Annotated in this window: 29 protein-coding genes and 1 pseudogene; 10 read left to right on the plus strand and 20 right to left on the minus strand. The window is 36.9% G+C overall.

All coding sequences use genetic code 11. The features are described from left to right. The 4 genes and pseudogenes from MHI22_RS08590 (at position 1) to MHI22_RS08605 (ending at position 2,230) form a co-directional block, all read left to right on the plus strand. A pseudogene (locus MHI22_RS08590) lies at positions 1-435 on the plus strand (GNAT family N-acetyltransferase). 321 nt (positions 436-756) lie between these two features. Further along, positions 757-891: a hypothetical protein gene (locus MHI22_RS08595; protein ID WP_004226973.1), complete on the plus strand. Its 135-nt coding sequence runs from the start codon at positions 757-759 to the stop codon at positions 889-891. Positions 892-956: 65 nt separating this feature from the next. Continuing rightward, the gene (locus tag MHI22_RS08600) at positions 957-1,115 is read left to right on the plus strand and encodes a hypothetical protein (protein ID WP_340811726.1); all 159 of its coding nucleotides are present in this window, start codon (positions 957-959) and stop codon (positions 1,113-1,115) included. A gap of 422 nt (positions 1,116-1,537) precedes the next feature. Beyond that, positions 1,538-2,230, plus strand: coding sequence for a hypothetical protein (locus tag MHI22_RS08605; protein ID WP_340811728.1), 693 nt, complete (start codon positions 1,538-1,540; stop codon positions 2,228-2,230). Between the two features lie 41 nt (positions 2,231-2,271). Here the strand turns inward: MHI22_RS08605 and MHI22_RS08610 are convergent, their stop codons facing one another. Both MHI22_RS08610 and MHI22_RS08615 read right to left on the minus strand, forming a co-directional pair. Then, positions 2,272-2,901, minus strand: coding sequence for a hypothetical protein (locus MHI22_RS08610; protein WP_340811730.1), 630 nt, complete (start codon positions 2,899-2,901; stop codon positions 2,272-2,274). A gap of 33 nt (positions 2,902-2,934) precedes the next feature. Continuing rightward, on the minus strand, positions 2,935-3,084 hold the full coding sequence (locus MHI22_RS08615) for a hypothetical protein (RefSeq protein ID WP_340811731.1): 150 nt from the start codon (positions 3,082-3,084) through the stop codon (positions 2,935-2,937). 233 nt (positions 3,085-3,317) lie between these two features. Here MHI22_RS08615 and MHI22_RS08620 point away from each other — a divergent pair, with 233 nt between their 5' ends. The 4 genes from MHI22_RS08620 (at position 3,318) to MHI22_RS08635 (ending at position 6,142) form a co-directional block, all read left to right on the plus strand. Next, positions 3,318-3,515: a helix-turn-helix domain-containing protein gene (locus tag MHI22_RS08620; protein ID WP_340809465.1), complete on the plus strand. Its 198-nt coding sequence runs from the start codon at positions 3,318-3,320 to the stop codon at positions 3,513-3,515. Positions 3,516-3,603: 88 nt separating this feature from the next. Next, positions 3,604-4,350 carry a hypothetical protein gene (locus tag MHI22_RS08625; protein WP_340811733.1) on the plus strand — a complete coding sequence of 249 codons (747 nt, stop codon included), beginning with the start codon at positions 3,604-3,606 and terminating at the stop codon, positions 4,348-4,350. A 135-nt stretch (positions 4,351-4,485) separates the two neighbouring features. Further along, complete coding sequence (locus MHI22_RS08630; protein WP_340811735.1) at positions 4,486-5,532, plus strand: Ig-like domain-containing protein; 1,047 nt, start codon at positions 4,486-4,488, stop codon at positions 5,530-5,532. Positions 5,533-5,791: 259 nt separating this feature from the next. Continuing rightward, a complete protein-coding gene (locus MHI22_RS08635) occupies positions 5,792-6,142 on the plus strand; it encodes a hypothetical protein (protein WP_340811737.1) in 351 nt (116 codons plus the stop codon). 181 nt (positions 6,143-6,323) lie between these two features. Here MHI22_RS08635 and MHI22_RS08640 read toward each other — a convergent pair whose 3' ends face one another. The 9 genes from MHI22_RS08640 to gpr form a co-directional block, all read right to left on the minus strand. Further along, positions 6,324-6,788, minus strand: coding sequence for a GNAT family N-acetyltransferase (locus MHI22_RS08640; RefSeq protein WP_141905127.1), 465 nt, complete (start codon positions 6,786-6,788; stop codon positions 6,324-6,326). Between the two features lie 84 nt (positions 6,789-6,872). Then, positions 6,873-7,265 carry a M15 family metallopeptidase gene (locus MHI22_RS08645; protein ID WP_271910466.1) on the minus strand — a complete coding sequence of 131 codons (393 nt, stop codon included), beginning with the start codon at positions 7,263-7,265 and terminating at the stop codon, positions 6,873-6,875. A gap of 100 nt (positions 7,266-7,365) precedes the next feature. Further along, entirely contained in the window at positions 7,366-7,530 is a 165-nt protein-coding gene (locus MHI22_RS08650; protein WP_340811741.1) for a hypothetical protein, read from the minus strand. Between the two features lie 28 nt (positions 7,531-7,558). Continuing rightward, on the minus strand, positions 7,559-7,720 hold the full coding sequence (locus tag MHI22_RS08655) for a hypothetical protein (protein ID WP_340811743.1): 162 nt from the start codon (positions 7,718-7,720) through the stop codon (positions 7,559-7,561). Between the two features lie 185 nt (positions 7,721-7,905). After that, positions 7,906-8,058, minus strand: coding sequence for a hypothetical protein (locus MHI22_RS08660; RefSeq protein ID WP_340811746.1), 153 nt, complete (start codon positions 8,056-8,058; stop codon positions 7,906-7,908). A gap of 926 nt (positions 8,059-8,984) precedes the next feature. After that, positions 8,985-10,811, minus strand: a complete 1,827-nt coding sequence (gene lepA / locus MHI22_RS08665; RefSeq protein ID WP_058844222.1) for a translation elongation factor 4 — start codon at positions 10,809-10,811, stop codon at positions 8,985-8,987. A 247-nt stretch (positions 10,812-11,058) separates the two neighbouring features. Next, positions 11,059-12,954 (minus strand): acyltransferase family protein, encoded by a 1,896-nt coding sequence (locus MHI22_RS08670; RefSeq protein ID WP_340811748.1) that lies wholly within the window; start codon positions 12,952-12,954, stop codon positions 11,059-11,061. A 464-nt stretch (positions 12,955-13,418) separates the two neighbouring features. After that, positions 13,419-14,273 carry a stage II sporulation protein P gene (gene spoIIP, locus MHI22_RS08675; protein WP_230593800.1) on the minus strand — a complete coding sequence of 285 codons (855 nt, stop codon included), beginning with the start codon at positions 14,271-14,273 and terminating at the stop codon, positions 13,419-13,421. Between the two features lie 119 nt (positions 14,274-14,392). Further along, complete coding sequence (gene gpr, locus MHI22_RS08680; protein ID WP_036121869.1) at positions 14,393-15,409, minus strand: GPR endopeptidase; 1,017 nt, start codon at positions 15,407-15,409, stop codon at positions 14,393-14,395. Positions 15,410-15,572: 163 nt separating this feature from the next. On the opposite strand from gpr, the gene rpsT reads away from it, so the two are divergent. Further along, the gene (gene rpsT, locus MHI22_RS08685; RefSeq protein WP_036121871.1) at positions 15,573-15,821 is read left to right on the plus strand and encodes a 30S ribosomal protein S20; all 249 of its coding nucleotides are present in this window, start codon (positions 15,573-15,575) and stop codon (positions 15,819-15,821) included. A 95-nt stretch (positions 15,822-15,916) separates the two neighbouring features. On the opposite strand, the gene holA is transcribed toward rpsT, so the two are convergent. After that, positions 15,917-16,927 carry a DNA polymerase III subunit delta gene (gene holA, locus MHI22_RS08690; protein ID WP_058844220.1) on the minus strand — a complete coding sequence of 337 codons (1,011 nt, stop codon included), beginning with the start codon at positions 16,925-16,927 and terminating at the stop codon, positions 15,917-15,919. A 165-nt stretch (positions 16,928-17,092) separates the two neighbouring features. On the opposite strand from holA, the gene MHI22_RS08695 reads away from it, so the two are divergent. Then, positions 17,093-17,230 carry a YqzM family protein gene (locus tag MHI22_RS08695; protein WP_036121877.1) on the plus strand — a complete coding sequence of 46 codons (138 nt, stop codon included), beginning with the start codon at positions 17,093-17,095 and terminating at the stop codon, positions 17,228-17,230. Between the two features lie 28 nt (positions 17,231-17,258). Here MHI22_RS08695 and MHI22_RS08700 read toward each other — a convergent pair whose 3' ends face one another. From MHI22_RS08700 to yhbY, 8 genes are all read right to left on the minus strand, one after another. Continuing rightward, positions 17,259-19,406, minus strand: a complete 2,148-nt coding sequence (locus MHI22_RS08700) for a DNA internalization-related competence protein ComEC/Rec2 (protein WP_340811750.1) — start codon at positions 19,404-19,406, stop codon at positions 17,259-17,261. Positions 19,407-19,549: 143 nt separating this feature from the next. Continuing rightward, positions 19,550-20,119 carry a ComE operon protein 2 gene (locus MHI22_RS08705; RefSeq protein WP_036121883.1) on the minus strand — a complete coding sequence of 190 codons (570 nt, stop codon included), beginning with the start codon at positions 20,117-20,119 and terminating at the stop codon, positions 19,550-19,552. Positions 20,120-20,224: 105 nt separating this feature from the next. Beyond that, entirely contained in the window at positions 20,225-20,854 is a 630-nt protein-coding gene (locus tag MHI22_RS08710; protein ID WP_058844218.1) for a helix-hairpin-helix domain-containing protein, read from the minus strand. A gap of 279 nt (positions 20,855-21,133) precedes the next feature. Then, positions 21,134-21,874 (minus strand): class I SAM-dependent DNA methyltransferase, encoded by a 741-nt coding sequence (locus MHI22_RS08715; protein WP_036121889.1) that lies wholly within the window; start codon positions 21,872-21,874, stop codon positions 21,134-21,136. A 5-nt stretch (positions 21,875-21,879) separates the two neighbouring features. Further along, positions 21,880-22,224, minus strand: a complete 345-nt coding sequence (rsfS, locus tag MHI22_RS08720; protein ID WP_036121893.1) for a ribosome silencing factor — start codon at positions 22,222-22,224, stop codon at positions 21,880-21,882. Beyond that, the gene (gene yqeK, locus MHI22_RS08725) at positions 22,221-22,793 is read right to left on the minus strand and encodes a bis(5'-nucleosyl)-tetraphosphatase (symmetrical) YqeK (protein ID WP_036121894.1); all 573 of its coding nucleotides are present in this window, start codon (positions 22,791-22,793) and stop codon (positions 22,221-22,223) included. The genes rsfS and yqeK overlap by 4 nt, the downstream gene beginning before the upstream one ends. After that, entirely contained in the window at positions 22,762-23,352 is a 591-nt protein-coding gene (locus tag MHI22_RS08730) for a nicotinate-nucleotide adenylyltransferase (protein ID WP_036121897.1), read from the minus strand. Before MHI22_RS08730 ends, yqeK begins: the two co-directional genes overlap by 32 nt. A gap of 9 nt (positions 23,353-23,361) precedes the next feature. Then, complete coding sequence (yhbY, locus tag MHI22_RS08735) at positions 23,362-23,664, minus strand: ribosome assembly RNA-binding protein YhbY (protein ID WP_036121900.1); 303 nt, start codon at positions 23,662-23,664, stop codon at positions 23,362-23,364.

Consider the following 23,664-nt stretch of genomic DNA (forward strand, 5'->3'; position numbering starts at 1 on the left):
ATGTCTTATCAAATCACACAAGAACGACATAAGAAGAACAAAGCTTATGTCAATAACATGCTTTATGAATACAATGTAAAACACTTTCCAAAAGATTTACAAGGTCGATATCAGGAAATTAATTTATTTCTAACTGATAGCAATGGTCACGTTTATGGTGGCATACTGGGTGAAATTTGCTGGAATTGGTTAGAAATACACACGCTAATGGTAGACAAAAAGCTTCGTGGGTTAGGGTATGGATCAAAGTTGTAGCAAACAATTGAACAAATTGCCTTCAACCATGAATGTGATTTCATTAAAGTTGACACGCTTAGCTTTCAAGCGTTAACATTTTATGAAAATCATCATTATGAAATTTACGGGACTCTCGACCATGTTGGCAGAGATTTTAAACATGATTATTTAAAAAAGACGCTACGATCTGATCTTTAAAGGGGAGATATTATGAAGGTCCATCAACGATTTTTTTGGATTAGTATTTTACTACCTGTATCTCTCTATTTTTCGTGACCTATCAACAGACAACTTTTGGAGGACCGATTCCATGGGTACGTTATATCGGAGAAGAAGAAGTCTCAGCCCTTTCCTATTTCAACCCCGCCGTCCTAGTGAAAAGCCATTATCATATGTTTCATTCTTTATGAATGTCTGTATAATCTATCTCACTTTAGCTTTAAGTAAAAACTTTCTGCAATTAGTTAAAGAATAAATCGTTTGTAGTGCCCATACTTATTATGTTTGGAGGGAAATGAAATGTTAAAATTCATTGATGATTTAGCTGGTGCGGTTTTCGATGTTTTTATGTTATTTTGTTATTTCTTTGCAGGCGTAATAATTGTAGGAGTCCCTATTTTTTTATTGGCTAAGTTCTTCCTATTGTTTCATTAAATTGCATACAAAGAATATTACAATAGGAGGGGTCTCTATTTCAATAGCGATTCCTTTTATTGTTTATGGCGCTTCAGCTTTCTCAGCAGACAATAAAAATGGTTAGGATTTCTTTTAAAAGTAGAGAATCTATTTATCTTTTACTAAAGTTTTCTCAAAATGAACATGATAGCTACAAATTATATAAAAATCACCAAGAAGCAAAATATTTAGGTGCAGTTTAACTAGAGAAAAAAACAGGGAATGCTACAAAAAAATAGCATTCCCTGTTTTTGAATAGTTGTGTCTTACTTCGAATCATCCATCTTCAGCACAGCCATGAATGCCTCCCAAAGAAATGCTGTATTCAGGCGTATCATTTTATACTTCTATATAACCGACAATCCTATGATATATAAGGGTTTGTCGGTTGTTTTTTTATTTAATTTTATCTAGTTGTATATTCATTTTATCTCTATTTATTTTCTACCACTGGTGGGGATATGATGGGGAAAATTTAAGACCACCCATCATAGAGTGGTCTTTTTTAAATGGTTTTATAAGATTAAAGCTATGTGTAACAAAAAGGTAATAAAGGAACTGTTTTACTTCTGGTTTCATATGCTGATATGAGTCTAATCTCAAATAAAAAAAAAGGAGTTATAATTTGTATCCATTTAATTATTTGTATCCATATTTTTATCCATTTAATTATATGAATTCAACTGGCGTATATGGTGGTTATAACCATATGGCTGTAAACCCTGGATCTAATACTGGAAAAAAGCTTATTGGTCGATGTGCTTATGCACCTACTTATTGTCCTGAATATCCTCATTGTCTAGATTGGTACGAAGATGGCAGCTACGATTGTAATTATTGTTGTGTAGCATATGACCATTCTAATTCTAGACAAAATAATATTGCTTTTGATAATCAAGCACCTGGTTACATTACTAGGTCAATACAATATTATCGAGATTTACAAATAAATGATCCCCATGCTCTAGTTCCCCTTGTTAATAAATTAACACAAGGACAAAAAGTACCATTACCTTGTACAAATGACCCAAACATCCCTTGTGATTTTCTTGGTGTTAGCAAATATCCTTCAAGTAATTTTATCGACATAATAGATCAATTAAAAGGCTGTGAAAAGCTATGGTCAATATTCTTTTTTAAACCAGGATCACTTCCAGGAGGTCCATATGTTATGATCCCATATTATATCAATTCAATAATTCAAAATGATGTAGGGAATGTTTTAGGTATAAATGTTTATGATTCTAATTCACCAGTACCATACAATTTAAGCATTATAACTTTACAAAGAAATGGGATAAAAGCGGTCCAATGCTAATTAATCAAAATATATTACCATTCCTGACAGTACGCTATATTTTACACGCTGTTTATATGTACACAACTATCTCTTTCCACTAACCAGTTATAGAAAGGTATTTGACGTTTCCTATCTGCTGTTTCATCTATAGATGCTGATCTCCTAAGCTTCACACTAGAACGCTCCACAGCCTTGTTATATGTTCCTGCAAATACGGCTCTCAATGTGCTTGTAACTGTCAGAATACCTTCTTTTATGTCCATAGCAATTTTAAATAGCACGTTCTTAGCTTTTATAAATTCAGGTGTATTTTGAACCTGTGTAGCCAATACAACCTTGTGTAATTCATCTTTCAAGTTGTCTGCTAATGGCAGGCTATTCATGAAGTCCAATAGCATCACCTGGTACTCGTTCATGTATTCCTTATGAGCTTCTTTTTCAGCGTGAGCATTATTATATATTTCTTGTAAAGTGCTTGTTTTGCTGATCTCCAATGCCGCAGCAATTGTGGCAGCTTTCAAATGACAAGCTCCTGGGTGCTCTAAAGCATGACTAGCAAGCTTGAAAACGATGGCACGTTCTGATTCTGTTAAATCATAGTAATGAACTGCCATGTGATTTTCTACAGCTGTGTCCATGTCCTCTACAGTTTCAAATGTTGTGTATTGTGCTAAGTATTCGAATGCCAACGTTATTCACCTCACCTTCTATTCCAAACTTGCTTAGTCATAAAAATGAACTTTAACAATTTGAGCCTTTTGCTCACTACCTGTTTCCGTCGTCTTTTTGAAATTAGTTTCATCAACCATTTCAAATCCAATATTCATCAAAACACTTTGAGCACGTTCTAATTTTTTATAACCTGTGTCCACTCCATTGAAGTACCTTTGCTTTTGTTTCCGTTTTTTGTACTTAGATGGATTACGTAAATATCCATACCAACACCTCCATTACGTATATACGTTTATTCGTAATTCCTAATAACAGTATGTTATACGCATATTCGTATAGTCAATATGAATTTATACTTTTATTTGATATTGCGTATAAACGTATATTCTGATATATTTTGAATAAGAGATCAATTAGCGAAGGGTGGTTTACAATGCGGATAAAACTAAAAGAAGTAATGGAAGAACGAGGACTCACACAATCAAAATTGGCTGAAATGACAGGCATTCGCCAAGCTGCTATCAGTGAAATTGTTAACAATCGAAGAGACACGATTAACAAAGCGCATCTAGAAACCATTTGTAAAACATTAGAAATAAAAAGCTTTGACGACATACTGGAATGGGATTAACAGATAACTAAATAAGGTTGTCTGTTTTTTGTATATACATTTTCCATATAGTTACCTAAAATGGAATGTAAGGAGGATGAACGATTAAATGGATACTTTATTTTTTATTTTGTCTGGACTAAGTGCAATCGCTATTTTTATTTTTGTATTCATTGCTACTATTCACTTTGGTAGAAAAAACAAATCAAAAGGTAAAAAGCAATTAATGTTTGCTGGTGCTTCACTAGTAGTAATGATCGTTTCTTTTACAGTTTTTATGTTCACGTTTGAAGTGCCTGAAGAGGAGAAAATTGATGTAATAGAAACAGTGGCAAAATCAGAAGAAGAAAGCTCCACAAATACATCAGATGATACAATGAACAAAGAACAAACTGTTATTACTGAAAACTCACAGAAACAACCACAGGCAACAAAAGATAATCAAAAAGAAGATACAAAACCCGCAACGGAGCCAAGTAAACCTAGCGCTTTGACAATAGTTGAAAAAAATGCAGAATTAAATCCTGCAAAGCCTGGAGCAATGCTTTATGATAAAACTGAATCGAAATATAAAGGTATGGAGTATTATTTCAAAGGTGAAGTAGTTGGTGTTAAATCATTAGAAGGCTTATTCGGAAATATGGAAAACGCACTATTACTTAAGAATGACCACGGTTATGTACTTCCTGTTTTCCCTCCATATGAAATAAATGTGAACATAGGTGATACTGTAGAAGCATCAGGACCATTATCAGGTGATGGATATGCTGCATCTGATTTAGGTGTAAGTAATGTAGTAGGAATGACAGGAGCTATGAACGCAACTCAAGTTAATGTTAATGGAGAAACACAATAAATCAGTCACTCAATCGAGTGGCTTTTTTTATTAAATATACACGATATTTATCATGGTAAATAAGTACCATATTGGTTAAAGTTGTTTTTATAGGTTATTTATAATAGCCTTGTTAATTTAAAGGAGGATACATAAGTGGTTAATTTGTTTAAAAAAAGTTTTATTTATTTAGCATTAATTTTGCTAGTACTTGTTAATTTTAGTACCGAAAGTGCTCATGCAGAAGAAGGTTATACCGAAAATTTAATACCCATAATGACTTCAGATGAATCTGAGTTTGGTAAAGCATCCTCTTCAAATAATTGGAGGAATAATACACCAAGTTGGAAAGCATTTGATGGGGTATTCAACTATCATAGTGGGAAAATGTACTATGCTTGGGGAACTGCTGAAAATTCAGGTTGGCTAGCCTATGAGTTCACAAGCCCAAAGGCAATTAGTAAATATTTAATGCATAATGAGGGGCAATGGCCTGAACAATTTCCAAATACTTGGACGTTCGAAGCTTGGGATGGTTCTAAATGGATAATATTAGACTCTCAAAGCAATGTTACAAGAGACGATTGGATTAAGAATCCCAAACAAAGTTTCACTTTCGAAAATACTAGTTATTATAATAAATATAGAATTAATGTTACTCGTACCAATAGTACAAAAAATGACGTTAATACGGCCATAGTTGAACTTCAAATGATGGAAAAACTATCAACACCTTCTGAACCTGAATCAATTACTTTAGATAGAAATGTGTTAGAACTACTAGAAGGTAGTCAAGATAAGTTAATAGCAACGGTTACACCTGATACAGTAAAAGTAATTTGGTTATCAAGTGATGAATCAATTGCTACTGTAGATCAGGATGGTAATGTCACGGCCCTTCACGAAGGCGAAGCAATAATTACTGCCAAAATTAAAGGTACTGATAGTGCAGCCACTAGTACAGTAATTGTTAAGAAACCAAACAATGAATTTTCAAATGCTATTTTAAGCATTACATTAGTAAACGGTATAACAAAAGAATATGATGTAACGAATACAGTTTTAAACAATTATTTAAATTGGTTTAAAAGTGCACAAGGTACATCAACGTTCAAATTTTCTAAAACAATTTCACCTTATAAAAAGGTAACAGAATATGTTGTACATGATAAAATTGCTTCATTTGAAATAAGAGAATATTAAATTTAAAAATGATCAGGTACTCAATTGAGCGCCTGATCTTTATTTTGGTGACTGATTAATAAATTTTCTACCTGAGTTTTTAGTGCCATATTAGCATACCTAAGGACCACATCATTGCCTGCCATAGCTACATGCACAACAATAAAATATTCGTCTACCCTTTCCATTAAATTGATTACTAACTTTTATTTATATATACAAACCATGTCAAAATCCCTAAAATGGGAAATAGTAGATAGATATATTGAGGTGAAAATTAATGAATAATTGCCCTAATTGTTTAGCCAATAATTCTTTTACGAAAGTATACGAAGATGGTTTAGTATTAATAAGGTGTGAATACTGTAATACAGTTATAGAAGATAAAACAATACCAAAAGAGACTGTTAAGTCAGAAATCCAGGATGAATTTGAAAATGAATATGGAGGTAATGCTAATGAGGGAAATACTCATATTCATGGATGCTTATTTTTGGTACTATTGGTCATAGGTATATTTTTTTACATTATTTCTATGGATAACTTGGAAATTATACACTGGATTATTATCTTTATGATTGGAATAGTAATTCTTCCTTTCGTTATATTGTTTTTCTTTTTTGACCAATAATTTGTGGAAATAAAAAAAGAGGCTGGGACATAACTCATTTTATTGAGAAAAAGCAAAAAATGAATGTTATTTTTGTGATTTATTAAAGTATATGTGTTCTAATAACGCAAAAAAATGTTAGACCAAACTTGTAAATGGTCTAACATTTTTTCTTTTGTCCCAGCCTCAATTACTTACATTATCAAATTGTTTTAGCCATGGTTATATTCGTAATTTCATAACCCATTTTTTCATATAATCCACGTGCTATTTTATTATGACCAAAAACGTTTAAACCAATTTTATTCATACCTAACTCTTTAGCAATAATTTCAGCTTCTTTCATTGCTTTCTTGCCATACCCTTGCCCTTGATATTGTTCAAAAATCACAAAATCATAAATAAAACCTTCATTAGGATTTTTAGGGGCTTTTTGCGAAATCCAAATCATTCCAACTAAAATATCGTCATGAAAGATAGACAATAAATGATTATTTTCGGTCTTCTCACCATTTGGTAGTAGTCGTTCAAATGATTCCCTCGACAAGTTAATCGCTTCATCTTCACTCCAATTTCCGGAAGCGATTTTGTCTTTTGCATAGTCTTCAATTGCATAACTAATATATTGTTTGAACTCTTCTTGGTTCATAGGTTTTAATGAAATCACTTTATTTCCCTCCTAATCTATCTTTTAATCTTAACATTTTTTCAAAATTTCTCATAATTACACTTAAAATTAGTTTTTTAATTATTAAATGCTACGCTGTGCAATAATAATTTTCAAACCTTCAAAATCACCATTTGTCATAGTGCCATTATCGAATTTTTCCAACCATGACCTATCCATCAATCCTTTACCGACTGCTTGTTGAATATAATCACGTACAGCAGCTTTTGCAGTTGTCCTTGTGAATTTCATTGTGTCATCATTCTTTGCAATTGGTTTAGTTGTATTGCCTTCCACAATTAATTGCACTTGGTATTTACTATTAGTCGGAATAATCACTTGTCCTTCAATTTTGTATCCCTTTGGCATAATCCAATTTGGCTTAACCTCAAAATGGGGACGATCAATATTACCTGTCCAATCTCCACCCCATGTAATACCTAGCTGACGTGCAATAGCACCGGGTTGCCACATCATATAAAGACTGTGGAGGACCAACAGCGATATCCCATGCTAATCGTGACTTATGATTGCTGTCTAGTGTCCAAGTAACAATTTGTCCTGGTCGAGTTCTTCCTTATTCACAAAGGTACTTTTGACGTTCTTGTGAGCAATATGTTTCAGTAATAAAAATGTTCTTAATACCTGCTTTAAAGCTCTCTTGGAATAACAATCTACATGCTGTTTGTGCAGCTGGCAATAGTTTAGAGATCTCCCTGTATGTTGTAGTAATGCTTGTCATTTTACATCACCCTTTGGCTTGTCATCATTCAATGCCTGCTTGCTGTCCGAAGTGCCTTTTGTAGTCGAGGCAATAAAATAATACCAAGCAAGCCTAAAATACTTAATACAGTCTCTGAAATGGCTGTGATTTGTACATTGTAAATCGTAATATCGACATTAAAAATGCCCGCTGTTTGATTAGCGAGCACTAATAGTAATGCAATTTATGACACCCCAAATTGCTTATATTGCAAACATGCTTTCCAGTTAATTCCCATGTATAATTCCCTCCATTTTATCTAAACGTTTATGTGCTTGTTTACTTGATTCCTCTACAAGAATCACACGCTCTGATAACTCTGTAACACGCATTTCTTGCGCTTTAATATCAATTTTATCCCAGCATTAATATTGTGCGTATTACAGCTGAATCAGATGCATCATTTTTTACATCCTTGTCTCGATTGCAATTGTAAGTAAATACTCCAATAAAAGCTCCTAATACTATACATAAAATTCTGATTAAAGCTACTGTTTGACTGTCCATGTCAATACCTCACAAATAGAAATAGCACTGCTCAGCACAGTGCATTACTTAGGTCTTGTTATATAAAAAGAACCCTTCACAGATGTCAAAGGAAAAAGGACACATCATAATGACATGTCCCCTAACCATTTAATAAAAAAATAATAAATTTATGGTGCAGCTTGAACTGTTACGCTTAAAACGTTTGTAGGGTCAAAAGGTAAACGCACTTCGACTATTTGTCCTATTTGTGTACCCCACATAATTGTTCCATCAACAAAAGTAGTAACTAATGTCCAATTAGAAATTGGTGTAATACCATCTGATTGTAAATGACGTATTTCAATTTGCGTGGATGACGGTAACCCTACAACTTTACTGTTTGGGTTTGCATAAGCAGCACCTATTGTTATTATGCCATTCTCGTCTTATTCATGTACATGCTTTATAACGAGCCTTCACCACACAGGCGACTTTCATCGCATACGGCGATCCGTCAGCAGTAAATCTAGTACTTATTTCCCCGTCAACATTGTAATTTTATTTCTAAATTAATTCAATAGAATTTTGACAAGGTAAAGAAATCTTAACCTTCCATAGACCTTATCATTTTTAGACAATAAAAATAACGCTAGCTAATGCTGCGTTTACTGTTCACCTGATTCTATAATTGCTTGTTTATATTATCATTCCTTAAGGTACACACATGCTACAACTTTAATCAAAAACGGTACACCTGTTAAAACAGTATAAAAAAGATTAGGACATAGTCGAGCTGCCGTAACAGAAGATCGCTATGTCCACCTCACTGAAAAAATGGCCAGAGATGCTGCTAACATCTTTGACTCATTCGTTCAAGATATATAAGAATTACTAACGTATTTTTTATGGTGGGAAACACCACAAAACACTTATTTCAAACCCCTATAAACGCTGTTATATCAACGTTACTTCGAATCATCCATCTTCAGCACAGCCATGAATGCCTCCTGAGGGACTTCGACGGAGCCTACTTGTTTCATACGTTTTTTACCTTCTTTTTGTTTATCAAGAAGTTTGCGCTTACGAGAAATATCCCCACCGTAACATTTCGCTAAAACGTTTTTACGGATGGCTTTAATTGTTGAACGTGCCACAATTTTTTGTCCAACTGCTGCTTGAATTGGTACTTCAAATTGTTGGCGTGGAATTAATTCTTTTAATTTTTCTACGATGATTTTGCCTCGATCATAGGCAAAGTCACGGTGTACGATAAAGCTTAGTGCATCGACCTGCTCACCATTTAATAAAATATCCATTTTCACTAATTTCGATGGCTGGTAACCGATAAGTTCATAGTCGAAGGATGCATAGCCCTTCGTATTTGATTTTAAATAGTCAAAGAAATCATAGACAATTTCGGATAAAGGCATTTCATAAATAATGCTTACACGGGATGTATCAATATAATCCATCGTCATGAAATTACCACGCTTCAATTGACAAAGCTCCATAACCGCTCCCACATAATCATTTGGCACCATAATGGTTGCCTTTACATAAGGTTCCTCAACACGCTCGATTTTTTGTGGGTCTGGCATAAAGGATGGGTTATCTACTTTAATATCAGTGCCATCTGTCATATGAACATTGTAAATTACAGAAGGTGCTGTTGTAATTAAATCAATATTAAATTCACGCTCAATACGCTCCTGAATAATTTCCATATGGAGTAATCCTAAGAAACCGCAGCGGAAACCAAAGCCAAGTGCTTGAGATGTCTCTGGCTCATATTGTAAAGCAGAGTCATTTAGCTCTAGTTTTTCTAACGCTTCACGTAAATCATTGTATTTCGCCGTATCAATTGGGTATAAACCACAATAAACCATTGGGTTCAAGCGACGATAACCTGCTAATGGCTCGGCTGCTGGACGATTTGCATAGGTTACAGTATCACCTACGCGTGTGTCACCTACGTTTTTAATAGATGCTGTTAAATAACCTACATCACCAACTGTTAATTCAGCCTGTGGCACAACCTTTGGTGTATGTACCCCAACTTCAATAACCTCAAATTCCGCACCTGTTGCCATCATACGGATTTTGTCGCCAGGCTTGACAGTCCCGTTGATTACACGAATTGAAATGATAACACCTTTATAGGCATCATACACAGAGTCAAAAATTAAAGCTTGTAGTGGAGCATCAGGATCACCCGTTGGTGCTGGTACCTTTTCCACGATTTGCTCTAAAATATCCTCAATACCAATACCTGCTTTCGCAGAAGCTAGTACCGCTTCAGACGCATCCAGCCCGATGACATCCTCTACTTCTTGACGCACACGCTCAGGATCAGCTGCAGGTAAGTCAATTTTATTAATAACAGGTAAAATTTCTAAATCATTATCAAGTGCTAAGTAAACATTTGCTAGTGTTTGCGCTTCAATACCTTGTGCGGCGTCCACAACTAAAATGGCACCCTCACAAGCAGCTAAACTACGGGATACTTCATATGTGAAATCGACGTGTCCTGGTGTGTCGATTAAATGGAATGTATACACTTCGCCGTCTTTTGCTTCGTACTTTAATTGAACTGCATTTAATTTAATCGTTATCCCTCGCTCACGCTCTAAATCCATTGAGTCGAGGAGCTGTGCTTTCATTTCACGGGAAGTTAAAGATTTTGTTTGCTCTAAAATACGGTCAGCAAGCGTTGATTTCCCATGGTCAATATGTGCAATAATAGAGAAATTTCGTATATTCTCTTGTCGTTTTAAACGTGCATCTCGGTTCATCTTTTCCACTCCTAATTAAACTATAATGAATTATACTATGAACATAACGCAAAGTACAACAGCAACTAGACTAGAAAGCCTATAATATCAATACTTTCAGTGTTTAATGCTGTTTTTAGATTTTACAGTATTAAGTATATAAATGCAGAGAAATTAAGGGCGCATTTGTCCAAATTCAACTTTAGACCATATATTTGCACAGAAAAAGTCAGTCAACAGACAAAGCTGTGTAGACTGACTTTTTTCATTAATTTTTCTTGTTTAAGGATTGTTGAATCAGGTTTGTTAAAACTTCTACCCCTTTTTTCTCTAAATGAACGCCATCTGGGGCGAAGTATTCTGGATGATTGAGTGCTGCAGCATGCCAGTCAATGAGTGTAATATGTTCATTCTCCTGGGCTTTTTGCTGTAATGCTTCATTCACTTTTGCCTCCCATGAACGGGGCACACGTGTATTCACTAAATAAATATCAGCATTTGAAAAAGCGGCAAGGAGTGTGTCCATTTGGTCATTTGTAAAATAACCATTTGTCCCCAATTGAAGAATGACTGCATGATTAGGTTGATTAAAACTTGCATAATTTGGTGCTAGTTTGACAGCTTGTGAAACTTGACGACCTATTTTTCCATCGATTGTAATAGTTGGGTAAATAGTATGTAAGCTCGGGCCAATATCAATCATAAGTGAATCACCAATCGCTACTATTCCACGATAAAACTCATCCCGTTCAGGCACTTTATTTACATCATTTTCTTCTTGCTTTGGTGTTTCTATCTGCTGAACATCCTCCACTTTCTCTTCCTTGGAAGGTTCGTTAGTTGGTAGCTCTGATTGCTGGTCATGCTTGTTTAAATTAGTTGTAGGCTCATCACCATTAATTTTGATGTTTGTTGGATATGAACTCGAAGTGCTTTGCTGACCTTCCCCTACTACTCCTGTCATTCCTGTGAAAAACATAAGAAGGAAAAGTGGAGCCATTACCGTTGAAATTTTTCGTGAGAATGAAAGACTTCCCCATTTATTTTTGTTAAAGACAAAGTATTTCCCATAATAGGCTCGGAATCCTTCTTTACGGATAGGCATTTCAATGAAGCGATAGGATAGCTCTGCTATCATAACAATAAGTATGATTTGAAGTGCAACCCGCCAATAAGATGGGTTGCCAATTTCATGAATAGGTGTACCTAGTACCATGACAGGATAATGCCATAGATATATGCCGTAGGATCGAGAGCCAATCCAACAAAGCGGCCTCCATGCTAGTAGTTTTCCTAAAATGCTGACGGGGTGACAGATACATGCAATCAAAACTGCTGCATTTAAGCAAAATAAGAACATGCCACCTCTATAAAGGAAGGGTTGATATTCATCTACATAAACAATACTAACTAGAAAAATCATAAGCGTAATGAAACTCAAACTATTTAGCTTCTTCACATGGTTTGTTGATAATTTTTGTGCAGATAGCCTTTTCATTGGCCAAACAAGAGCTAGCCAACAGCCAATTAATAGTTCAAAACAGCGTGTGTCCGTTCCATAATAGACACGGCTTGGATCTGCACCTGGCTCATAAAGAATCGCCATTACTAGAGCTGAACAAACCGCTCCCATAAAGACAACTTTAGCCAGTTTGCTTTGTTTTTGAAAAATATAAAGGCCAATCATTAAGAGCAAGGGCCAAATCAGATAAAATTGTTCTTCAATAGCTAGCGACCATAAATTTTTTAAAGGTGACGGGGAGCCAAAACTATCAAAATAAGAAAGTTTATGAAAAATGAACCACCAATTACTTGAATAAAAAATAGAGGACAACGCATCTCCACGTAATGTATGAAGAAGTTCTTTATGAAAGAGCGTTGCCCAGACAAATGATATAACAATCATCACGTAGGCCGCTGGTAGTAACCGCCTAAATCGTCCAACCCAAAATTTCTTTAGACTGACTGTTAATTGATTGCCCTTTACAGGCAAAATGGTAGAGGTGATTAAATAGCCTGATAATACAAAAAAGATATCTACTCCTAAAAAGCCACCTCTAGCCCAATTGAAGTTAAAATGATAAGCAATAACTGCTAATACGGCTAATGCTCGAATCCCGTCTAGTCCAGGAATATAACGATGATTTAATGACTTGCCTGACATACTATTCCTTCCTTCAATAATCTATCAATTTCCTTTTGCATAATGGCCTTATAGCTACTATATCAAGATAAAACCTGTTATCCCTTAATAGCACCTGTGATTTGAACATCATCTCCTCTTTATACTTTTTCATTTGTGCACTTATATGTTTGACGTTTGAAATACGATAAAAGTTTTAGAGAAAAATGAAACGTGATCACTCTTTGTCTTTTTAAAATTCATATGTATGTTTGCTATTGTCTTAAAAGGCATTCCCAAAAATGGTAGATGCTTCAAAAGCACATTTTGCCTTACTTGCATATGCCTTCATTAACGTTTTATCATGAAAATCGAAAGCCAACTTGAAAATTATAAGACAAGAATGAAGCAATGGAAAGACAAATAATTAGATTTTGTTCTGGAAATTTTTATGCTGAAATAGCAAAAAGTGAGCCTGTAACAGACTCACTTTTTGTCATCCTGTTCTATTGTTTTGAATCATTTACAAATGCTTTTGATATGGCCTTGCCAATTACGGCAATCGTACGATTAACCTCTTCCTCCGTATTACCAATTCCACCAATCTCAACAATCATCATTTGCTTTGCCAAATCCTGATTATATCGCCCATCAACACCATCACCACTTTTGGAAATAACACCTTTTGATATTTTTGGAACGATGGCATTTAATGTGGAGGATAAACTTTCTGCATACGCTGTATTCCAGCGGTAATTTGCATGCTCTGCACCAACCACAATAGCAATTTTTGCATAGTTTTCCCCATTATATGAGATCGTTGTAAGATCATGTTTTAATGAGTCACGATGTAAATCTAGTATTAAATCATAATTATTTGTTTCTAAATGCTTACTTAAATAAGGTCTCATGACATTATAGGATTCATGATATCCCTTACCCTCAGCTTGTAATTTCTTCATAATATCTACATCGAGGATATTTGTCTTCAAGCCATTTACATTAAAATGATTCACAATCTTATCCTTTAGACTCATAATATTGACTGTTTCATGAGAAGTCGCTACCTTACCACTCACAGCTTTCACCATTGGTTCGTATGCTTCATGTGAATGAGTAAATAACACTAACACTTTAAATGGGTCCGGGTCTAGGGCTTGATCTGGTTCAGGCTCTTTCGTTTGTTCCAGTACACTTTGTTCAGCTAAATTGGTAGCGGCAAACACGACTTGCTTATCTTCTGATTGTTTAATCGGAGTCGATGCTTGCTTGTTGAACGGAAGTTGCCCAGCAATGACAGGTAATACGAAAAAGAACAATAATATACCAAATGACCATTGTAGTTTTTTTAGCAAAGTCACACCCTCCTCCCCATATCGTATGGAGAGGGGGTGTCATTTAGAACGAAAATAATTTTCTTGTTTTACGCATAAATCTGAGTGTTTTAGAAGGTCTATCAAGAACATTTTTTTAGCCTTTATTATAAATCACTTGCCCAGTTCATTAGCATGGAAGCCACTAGTTTTGCATAGCGATCAATCCAATAGTCTGCTTCCTTTGGTGTAACCATCAATTGTGTATGTGAGCCAGCGAAGGTTTCTTCAAACAGCTGCTGACGTTCCTCCTTCGTCCATGTCGCCCATTCTCCAAAAATAGGTTGTACTAACGTCATATCAAGCTCTTTATTGATATCGGGTTGCCAAGAGGACAATGAGAGCTTCGATGATGGTTTACTGCGCTCAGCTACACGAGCAGCTATCGAGCGAAGCATCGTTTCTACCGCATCAGCAATTAATACAGGTGCATCTACTACTGTTGGGATACCAATTGCCGTTACAGGAATCCCTAGCATCTCATAGGAAATTTCTTGCCGTTGATTGCCTACACCTGAGCCAGGATGGATGCCGGTATCTGTTAATTGAATTGTTTTACAAAGACGATTACTCGCCCTTGTAGCAAGCGCATCAACCACAATAATTAATTTTGGTTGTAGACGCTCAGCAATCGCAGCCACAAACTCCCCTGTTTCATAGCCCGTTTGCCCTGTAACACCTGGCGCATACATGACAAACTTTTCATCTATCACATCTAAGCTATGCAGATGATCAATTAAATAAGGACCTATGGCATCAGGTGTAATGGTACGATTGCCCAAACCAACAATTAAAATTTTATCATCTTCTTGCCAAGAAAGTGATTCATGCATGTTTTTAAAATTCACAAGTAATTCTTGCTCAAGCTGTGCAAAGCCATCTTGATCTTCTAATGTCAGTGTTGGGACAGAAAGTGTAATATACTGCCCTTCTTTTTTGCCAATTTGCTTTTCACCCTCAGCATCTACAAGGACATCTGTAATTTTCACTCGACCAGCATTCCGATCTTCTATTTGAACGCCACTCGATTGTTCTAGCTTTTCTTTTTGTTCTTTGGTCTGATGGACAACTACCTCTTCAGATTCATCGATTAAATCTGTTCGTTGCCAATTAAAATTTTGCATACAGTTCACCTCAAGCTGTAGTTTGTTCAAACTGTCAAGTAAATATTCTTTGCATTTATCTATTGCAATTTGGTCAAGCGTTTGTTAAAATGATTTTTGTTGTATTAACACAAGAAATCAATGAGAAGATATCATCTCGTACCTAATTTAGGAGGTGAAATATATGCCAAACATTAAATCTGCGATTAAACGCGTAAAAGTTAACGAAAAAGCAAACATTGCTAATTCTCAAGCTAAATCTGCAATGCGTACTACAGTGAAAAAAGCTGAAAACGCTGTTGTTGCAAACGCTGAAAACAAACAAGAACTTTTACAAGCAGCTTTCAAATCATTAGATAAAGCAGCTTCAAAAGGACTTATCCACAAAAACGCGGCGGCTCGTAAAAAGTCTCGCCTTGCTAAAAAAGCGTAATTGTTTAAAGGATCAGATACTCTATTAGGAGTAGCTGATCTTTTTCATTTTGATAGATAACACAAAAGCTGCCCTTTATTGGACAGCTTTTTATGTTACAGTTGACGTAATAGAAATAATTCTAAATGTCTCTCTCGATTACCACCAGTCGATTTCAGCTGTAAATCAACCTCAGCTAGTTGATATAATGCTCTCAATAAACTTTCTTCTGATGGGCGATGATGCTGCTCAGTCATGAGTTTGACACGATACGGGTGAATTTTTAAATTTTTGGCGATTTGTTGTGGATGATATCCTTTCTTCAACAAATAAAAAACATTGGACATGGTACGAACATTGGATGCAAGCAAGCCAACTAACATAATAGGCTCTTGTTTTTGTCGTAATAAATCATGATAAATGGACAAAGCGCTGACCGAATCATTAGCCAAATAAGCATTGAGCATTTTAAATGCATCTTGCTCCAATGTTTTTGCTACTAGATCCTCCACTAACGAAGCTGTAATTTCTCCACCCTCACCTAAATAGAGGGTAAGCTTGTCAATTTCCATCTGCAATTGCAGCATGTTGGCGCCCACCATCGTTACAAGCAGCTCAATAGCCTCTTGTGTGATGCTGTTGCCCTGTGCCTTGACAACGCCTTGAATCCATACGGCTAAATCCTGCTCTTTTGGGGTTTCGGCTTGTACAAGTAATGCATGCTCTTTGAGCATTTTGGTCACTTTTTTACGTTCATCTAATTTTTCATAAGGGGCAATAAAAACCGTTACGGAGAAATCAGATGGATTCGATAACCACGTTTCCAAACGTTTTACATCATGATCGATTTTTTCTTTCCCTTTCTCAGTTGCTTTTAAAAACGAAGCGTTTTTAGCAATAATAAGCTTACGTTCTGAGAAAAAAGGAATCGTATCTGCTTCATCCATAACCACATCTACTGGCACCTCTTCTAAATCAAATGCGGTCATTTCCAGCTCTTCTTCTGACCCCATCGCTTCTTTTAAACGTTTAATGGTTTCATCTATAAAATAGCTTTCTTCACCAACAAGTAAATAAACCGGTGCCAGCTCACCTTTTTTTATTGTATTCCAAACCTTTGAAATCATAATTTTCCCTCCATCTAGCAATACTATTAGTATACATGATTTCATGGTCCTTTGTGACTTTGACCGAATTGTGTCTATTCCTTGCCAGACTGGGAATTCTCCTTTTCGATATAGCTTTTATGACCATGTTGTCTTATAATAAATAACAGAATTGGAGGGATAACAATGAATCCATTTGAAGGAAAGAACATACAATGTCGACGTAACGATGCCATCGATTCTGGTGTTGGCTTCGGTGTATCATTTGGCGTTTTCACAATTATGTTTATTATTGCAACTATAGTAGAATTCGTATCACAGTAATTGGACTTATGCAGGAAAAAGGCCTTGGTCATTGGACAAGGCCTTTTTCATTTACTGCAGCAGACCAACCATTAGCACGAATACGTATTTCAATGGTTCCATCCACCCCTGTTGTCAAAGTCGCTAAATTGCGACTGACAAAACGTTGTACTACTTCTTCATGTGGATGACCATAGCGATTATGGAGACCTGCACTGAAAACCGTTAATTCGGGCTGGAGCAGCTCAACAAAGGCTTCTGAACTAGATGTCTTACTGCCATGATGTCCCGCTTTCAGCAATGTTAGATTGGCTAATAGATGCCCATAACGCTTGATTAGCTGTTGTTCACCATATTGTTCCAAGTCACCTGTAAATAACGCTGTAAAGTCGTTCTGTTGCATGTACAATACGAGGGAATCATCGTTTCCTTCATAAAGGGTGTCATCAGGCGATAAATAATAAAAATTTGTCCCACCACTATGCCATGCTGTCCCCATCATCTTTTCTTTAACAGGTACATTGTGCTTATTTGCTTCTAGCAATAATTCTTGCATTAAAGGCTGCTGTAAAGAACTTGGTGTCACGTGTATTTCCTTCATCTTAATTTCTTGTAAAACCTCTTCGGCACCTTCTATATGATCTGCATCCGCATGGGTGGCGATAAAAATATCGATGGTGCGTATTCCTTTAGCTTTTAAAAATGGCACTACAACTTGCTTCCCTACCTCATAAGGACTATCTGCTTTTTTCCACTGCTCCTGTTCAAAGCGTAGTATCCCACCCGCATCAATGACATAGACAGCTTTTCTAAAAGGCAATTCAATAACGATACTATCTCCCTGTCCTACATTTAAAAATGTGATCTGTGTTTCGTTAGACAGCATGGGTGACAGATGAATCCAAATGGCGGGAATAACAAGTGCGACAATAGCCTTCCTGAACCTTCTCGTTTCTAAGTAATATAAGCTTGCTAAAACACTTAGCAGTGCTACACAGCTAAGCCAGATCGTTGGCTTACCCGGTGACCATAATTGAAATGGTAGCTCCTGCATCTCCATAATCATATGGGTCAGTCCATTACGTAGCGGTTCGTAGCCAGCAAATAGCATATTGGCAAGCGGTAAGGAAATATAGGATAACATAAACACTACAATATTAAATGGTAATATAACAAAGGAAAACAATGGAACAAACAGAATATTGACAAAAAACGAGGACATAGATAATTCATAAAAATGATGAAGTAATAGAGGATAAACGAGCAGCTGGCAGACAAATGTGACGAAAAAAGAACGACTGAGCCAATTCTCCGTCTGTTTGAAAATGATACCTGAATAAACCAAACTAGCGGCAGCTAAATAGGACAGTTGAAAGCCAATTTGAAAAATGACACCTGGTTCAAGCATAACGAAGCCTATAAAGCTAATGGCTAGTGCATCATCTATTGAAAGAGTCCACTTCAAAAAGCGCAGTAACATCATTAGTTCAACTACAGAGACTGCACGCCAAACAGAAGGTGCACCTCCTGCAATGACCCCATAAACGGGTAAAAGGATCAGTAGTGCAGCCGTAGCCATTTCTTTGCGTATGCCTATTCGAAGTAAGCCTTCAAAGAATAACCAAGACACGAGTGCGACATGTAGGCCAGAAATCGCAAACAAATGGGTGATACCAAGCTTTTGATAGGCACGCTGCAGTTCACCCTCCATTTGATCTTGTGCCCCTATCAGAAGTGCTTGTGCCTCTGCTACAAGGGCTTTTGGAAAGGTTCTTTCTATATGTTTTTTCATACTGTGTCTTATTTCAGCCAAAAAGGTGAAGATGGAAGACTGCTTTTCGACATAACGCCAGCTAGCGATTTCCACAATGCCTGTTGCTCCCTTGCTTGTTAAATAGTCAGTCATTGAAAATGCATAAGCATGCGCAGATGGAGACGGTACTACAAGCTCACCCCTGGCAAGATATGTTTTGCCTGCTAATGAAGTATTTTCATACAAACTTTTTTCTTGCTCTGATGAAAAGGTATATATCACATAAAGCTTTTGACGATTTGTAGTTGTAGCAAAACCACGGAGTTTTTGGCCGTTTATTTTATAATCGTTTGACCAGGTTATAGGGAAGGTTTTTGGTAAGGGGGAAGGTTCCGTCAGTTGATAGGTAGAAAGAAAAAAATAAGCGAATAAAGCACTTATCATTACAAACGTCACAAGAAAACATGACTCACCTTTTAAGATGAGCCACAGGGCTAAAAGCAATAAAAAAGTGAGTAGCCATGCTGACGAGTGTGCTGCAATAGCCGCTATAAGTACAGCAAGAGCTACAAAGATCCATTTATGCTTTAAAGCTCGATGCCAAATAATGCACTCACCTTCTGTTCATATGGGAGCAACTTTTCGGCTGGCACGCCACTCTCGCGAAGCTCATGAAGCATTTCTGTGTACAAGGCTAGTTTTTCATCTCGTAAAAAATCGATTTTACGGTCATCAAAGGGTACATGGACAACTTCCACGCCCGCTTTTGCAAATAATTCCTGGGCATAGGGATTATTTTTATAATCTGTTGCGTAATAGACACGTTCAATGCCCGCTTGAATAATGGATTTTGTACATGGTAGACATGGGAAATGTGTTACATACAAATCAGCACCTTTTGTCGGTGTTCCATATTTAGCACATTGCAGCAAGGCATTCATTTCAGCATGCACCGTACGCACACAATGGTTGTCAACTACATAGCATCCTTGTTCAATACAATGTTCGTCTCCTATAATGGAACCGTTATAACCGCCTGCAATGATGCGTTTTTCACGCACAACAGTTGCTCCTACTGCTAGTCTTGTACATGTACTACGTAATGCGAGTAAATGGCTCTGTGCCATAAAAAATTGATCCCAAGTAATTCGCTCCATATGATTACCTCCAAAAATTGGCTTACAAATTATATTTCTCTTGCTTTTCTACTATAGTGTATCCCTTATAGAAAAGAGGCGTCAATATTACATCCTGTAAAACGTTTACTTTACAGTAATCGCATCTTTTAGCTTCTCAAATGTTTTATCACCAATACCACTTACATTTTTTAAGTCTTCGATCGCTTGAAAGTGTCCGTGTTCCTCTCGATACGTAAGAATACTTTGCGCTTTCGAGGGGCCGATTCCTGGTAAGGTTGCTAGAATTGCTATATCGGCTTGATTAATATTAATCTTCTGCTCTTTAGGAGCACTTTCAGTAGGTATTGTTAAAAGAGTTGTAGCTCCATCTTCTAGCTGTTCACCCTTTGTGGGAATATAAATCACCATTTCATCCTGCACTTTTTGCGCATGATTCATGCGCTGTGTGTCAGCTTGCTCTGTATAGCCACCTGCAAGCTCGACAGCATCTTTTATGCGTTGGTCTTGCTGAAGCTCATAAACGCCTGGATACATCACAGCACCCTTTATATCAACAAATATCTGCTGAATCACCGCTTCTTCAGCAGTTTCACTATGATTTTTTTCTTCAAACGATTGGATTGTCTCGATGAGCTCTTCTTGGGGAGGTGAAGAGTCAAAACTCGAAAAATAGAAGTAACAAAGTCCACTGACTACCAGTATGCTGGGGAATAACATACTTTTTTTATACTTTTGCCATAAAGATTGGAGCATAGCACCCATCCTTTCCTTGCAAAAGGTCATCATATGGAGTTATCTACATCATACACTATGACTTGTTGATTGAAAATAATAATAAATATCAGGAGATTCTATTGACCTGCTTAAGAGAGCTATTCTTCGCTTTCGCCTTGCTATCCACCGATTTAAGCTTGCTATCCTTCGCTTTCGCTTTTCTATCCACTGATTTAAGCACGCTATCCTTCACTTTAGCCTTTCTATCCACCAAAAGAGCCACACTGCCCATTGGGGGACAGTGTGGCTCCGTTTTCTTTATTTCACCGCACGAATAAAAATGCGTTCGCTTTCATATTCAGGTGCTTCATCCGTAAAATCAGCTGTGATTTCCACATCATGAAAACCAATGGCGCGCAGCCAAGCCATATACTGCTCTATTGAGAAAGTACGTTGTAAATGCTCTTCATCAAAACGTTCATATAACTCACTTGCGATATCTCGCACATAAAAGGTCATTTGATGTGTAACAGAATGCTCGAAATCAGCTGGCGCTGTATGCCATACATAACTAATGTCCCCATCATCATACGTAAACGGTCCGTCTAAAAAAATCTCATTCATCTTAAATAATGAATGAACATCAAAAAACAGCTGTCCTCCATCACGTAAAGCATGATAAATACGTTCTAATGTTGTATAGACGGCTTGCTCCTCTACAACATAATTAAGGGAGTCAATGGTAATCGTCACAACATCTAACGCCTCAAAGCCATCTAATTCGTCCATCGACATACAATATAACGGAGCTTGGTAGCCTGCATCAGCAAAGCGTTTTGCTGCGATGGACAGCATCTCTTCTGATAAGTCGACTCCGCTGACCTTATAACCAGCATGGGCGAATAACAAGCTAAGCACACCTGTACCACAACCAATATCTAAAAGTGTGGGGTATTGGCTGCATGGTGCATGCTGTACAACCCAATCTACATAAAGATTGTAAGGAATATCCGTTTGTAGCTCATCATAGACATGGGCAAAGCGTTCGTAACTACTCACTTAGCTTAGGCCTCTGGCATGTCTAGCTGCGGTGCATCGCCCCATAGACGTTCTAAATTATAATAAGCACGCTCATCCTTATGGAATACGTGCGCCACTACATCTCCAAGGTCAACAAGTACCCAACGAGCTGCATCGAAACCTTCGACACGACGAATTTCATAGCCTTGTTGTTCTGCTATATCCTGTAACTCACGCGCGATTGCTTGCACTTGGCGGTCAGAGTTACCATGGGCGATGATAAAATAATCTGCTAAAAGGGAAATTCCTTGCATATTTAAAACGACAATATCCTCACCATGTTTGTCGTCAATTGCTTTGTACGCTGCTTGTAATAAAGTTGAAGTCATCCTTCACTATCCTCTCTGTTCATCGTATCGTTATAACATTCTATTGATAAAGGATAAATTGGTTGCTTTGTGTCTATTAAAAATGCCAAAGTATGGCGTACACATGCACTCATCGCCTTATCCAAATTTTTTTGCGCCTTCTTTCGCAGACGCTCCACACCATCAAATCGACGGTTTGGCTCAATCATATCTGCGACAAAAATGATTTTTTCTAAACGACTCATCCCAACGCGTCCTGTTGTATGGAAACGAATCGCATTTAACAACTCATCGTCTGTGATGCCAAACTCACTTTGCGCTATATAGGCACCGACTGGGCCGTGGAGTAATTCACTGCCCCAGCCAATTAATTGTGGATCTAAATTTTCATCACGAACGATATTCTCCATCCATTCAATGTCTTCATATTTAGCAATATCATGGAGGATTGCTGCTATTTCAGCTTTTTTAACATCCTCGCCATATTTTTGTGCTAAATCGATGGCTGTTTCCATTACACCGATTGTATGAATATAACGTTTTTCAGGCATTCTTGGCTTAATCGCCGCTAAATACTGTTCGCGTTCCATAAAGACCTTCCTCTCGTATGAACGTCTCTACCGCTTCTGGTAATAAAAATGTTACCGTTCCCCCAGTCGCAAGGCGTTCACGAATCAGTGTGGACGATAAATCGATTTGAGGCACTTCCACCATACTTATAGGGTACTCTGTTGTCGCCGCTGTTCCTGGACGCTTTACTCCGACAAACCGCACGATTTTTACTAAATCATCAATACAATGCCATGTATGTAGCGAATCAATCATATCGCCACCGATGATAAAGTAAAATTTCACATCCGGTTCTCTTCTACACAAGGCAGAAAGTGTCTCATAGGAATAGGATACGCCACCCTTCTCAACCTCATACGACTCTACTGAAAAATAAGGAAATGGACGAATTGCACGCTTCACCATTTCGAGTCGTTCGACATTACTAGCATCAAATCGTGCCTGCTTATGTGGTGGTATAGCATTTGGCATAAAACGGATTTCATCAAGCTCTAGCGCATGAAAAACCTCATTAGCCATCATGAGATGCCCTATATGTGGTGGGTTAAATGTGCCACCTAGTAAACCGACCTTTTTCATCGTCTCACCTTATTTCGTTGCTTTTGGTAATACAATCTTTTTATGATTGCGTGACTCTTTATATAAAACAACTGTCAGACCGATTAATTGGACAAGCTCCGCACGAGCACCTGTTGCCAGTGATTCAGCAACTTCATGTTTGTCCTCTTCACAGTTATCTAAAATACGCACTTTAATCAGTTCACGTACTTCTAGTGCCTCACGAATTTGCTTTGTCATTTCGTCATTAACTCCACCTTTTCCTACTTGGAAAATAGGTGTTAAATGATGTGCCTCTGCACGTAAAAAACGTTTCTGTTTACCTGTTAACAT

Source organism: Lysinibacillus sp. FSL L8-0312 (assembly GCF_038003285.1).
Classification (GTDB): Bacteria; Bacillota; Bacilli; order Bacillales_A; family Planococcaceae; genus Lysinibacillus; species Lysinibacillus fusiformis_D.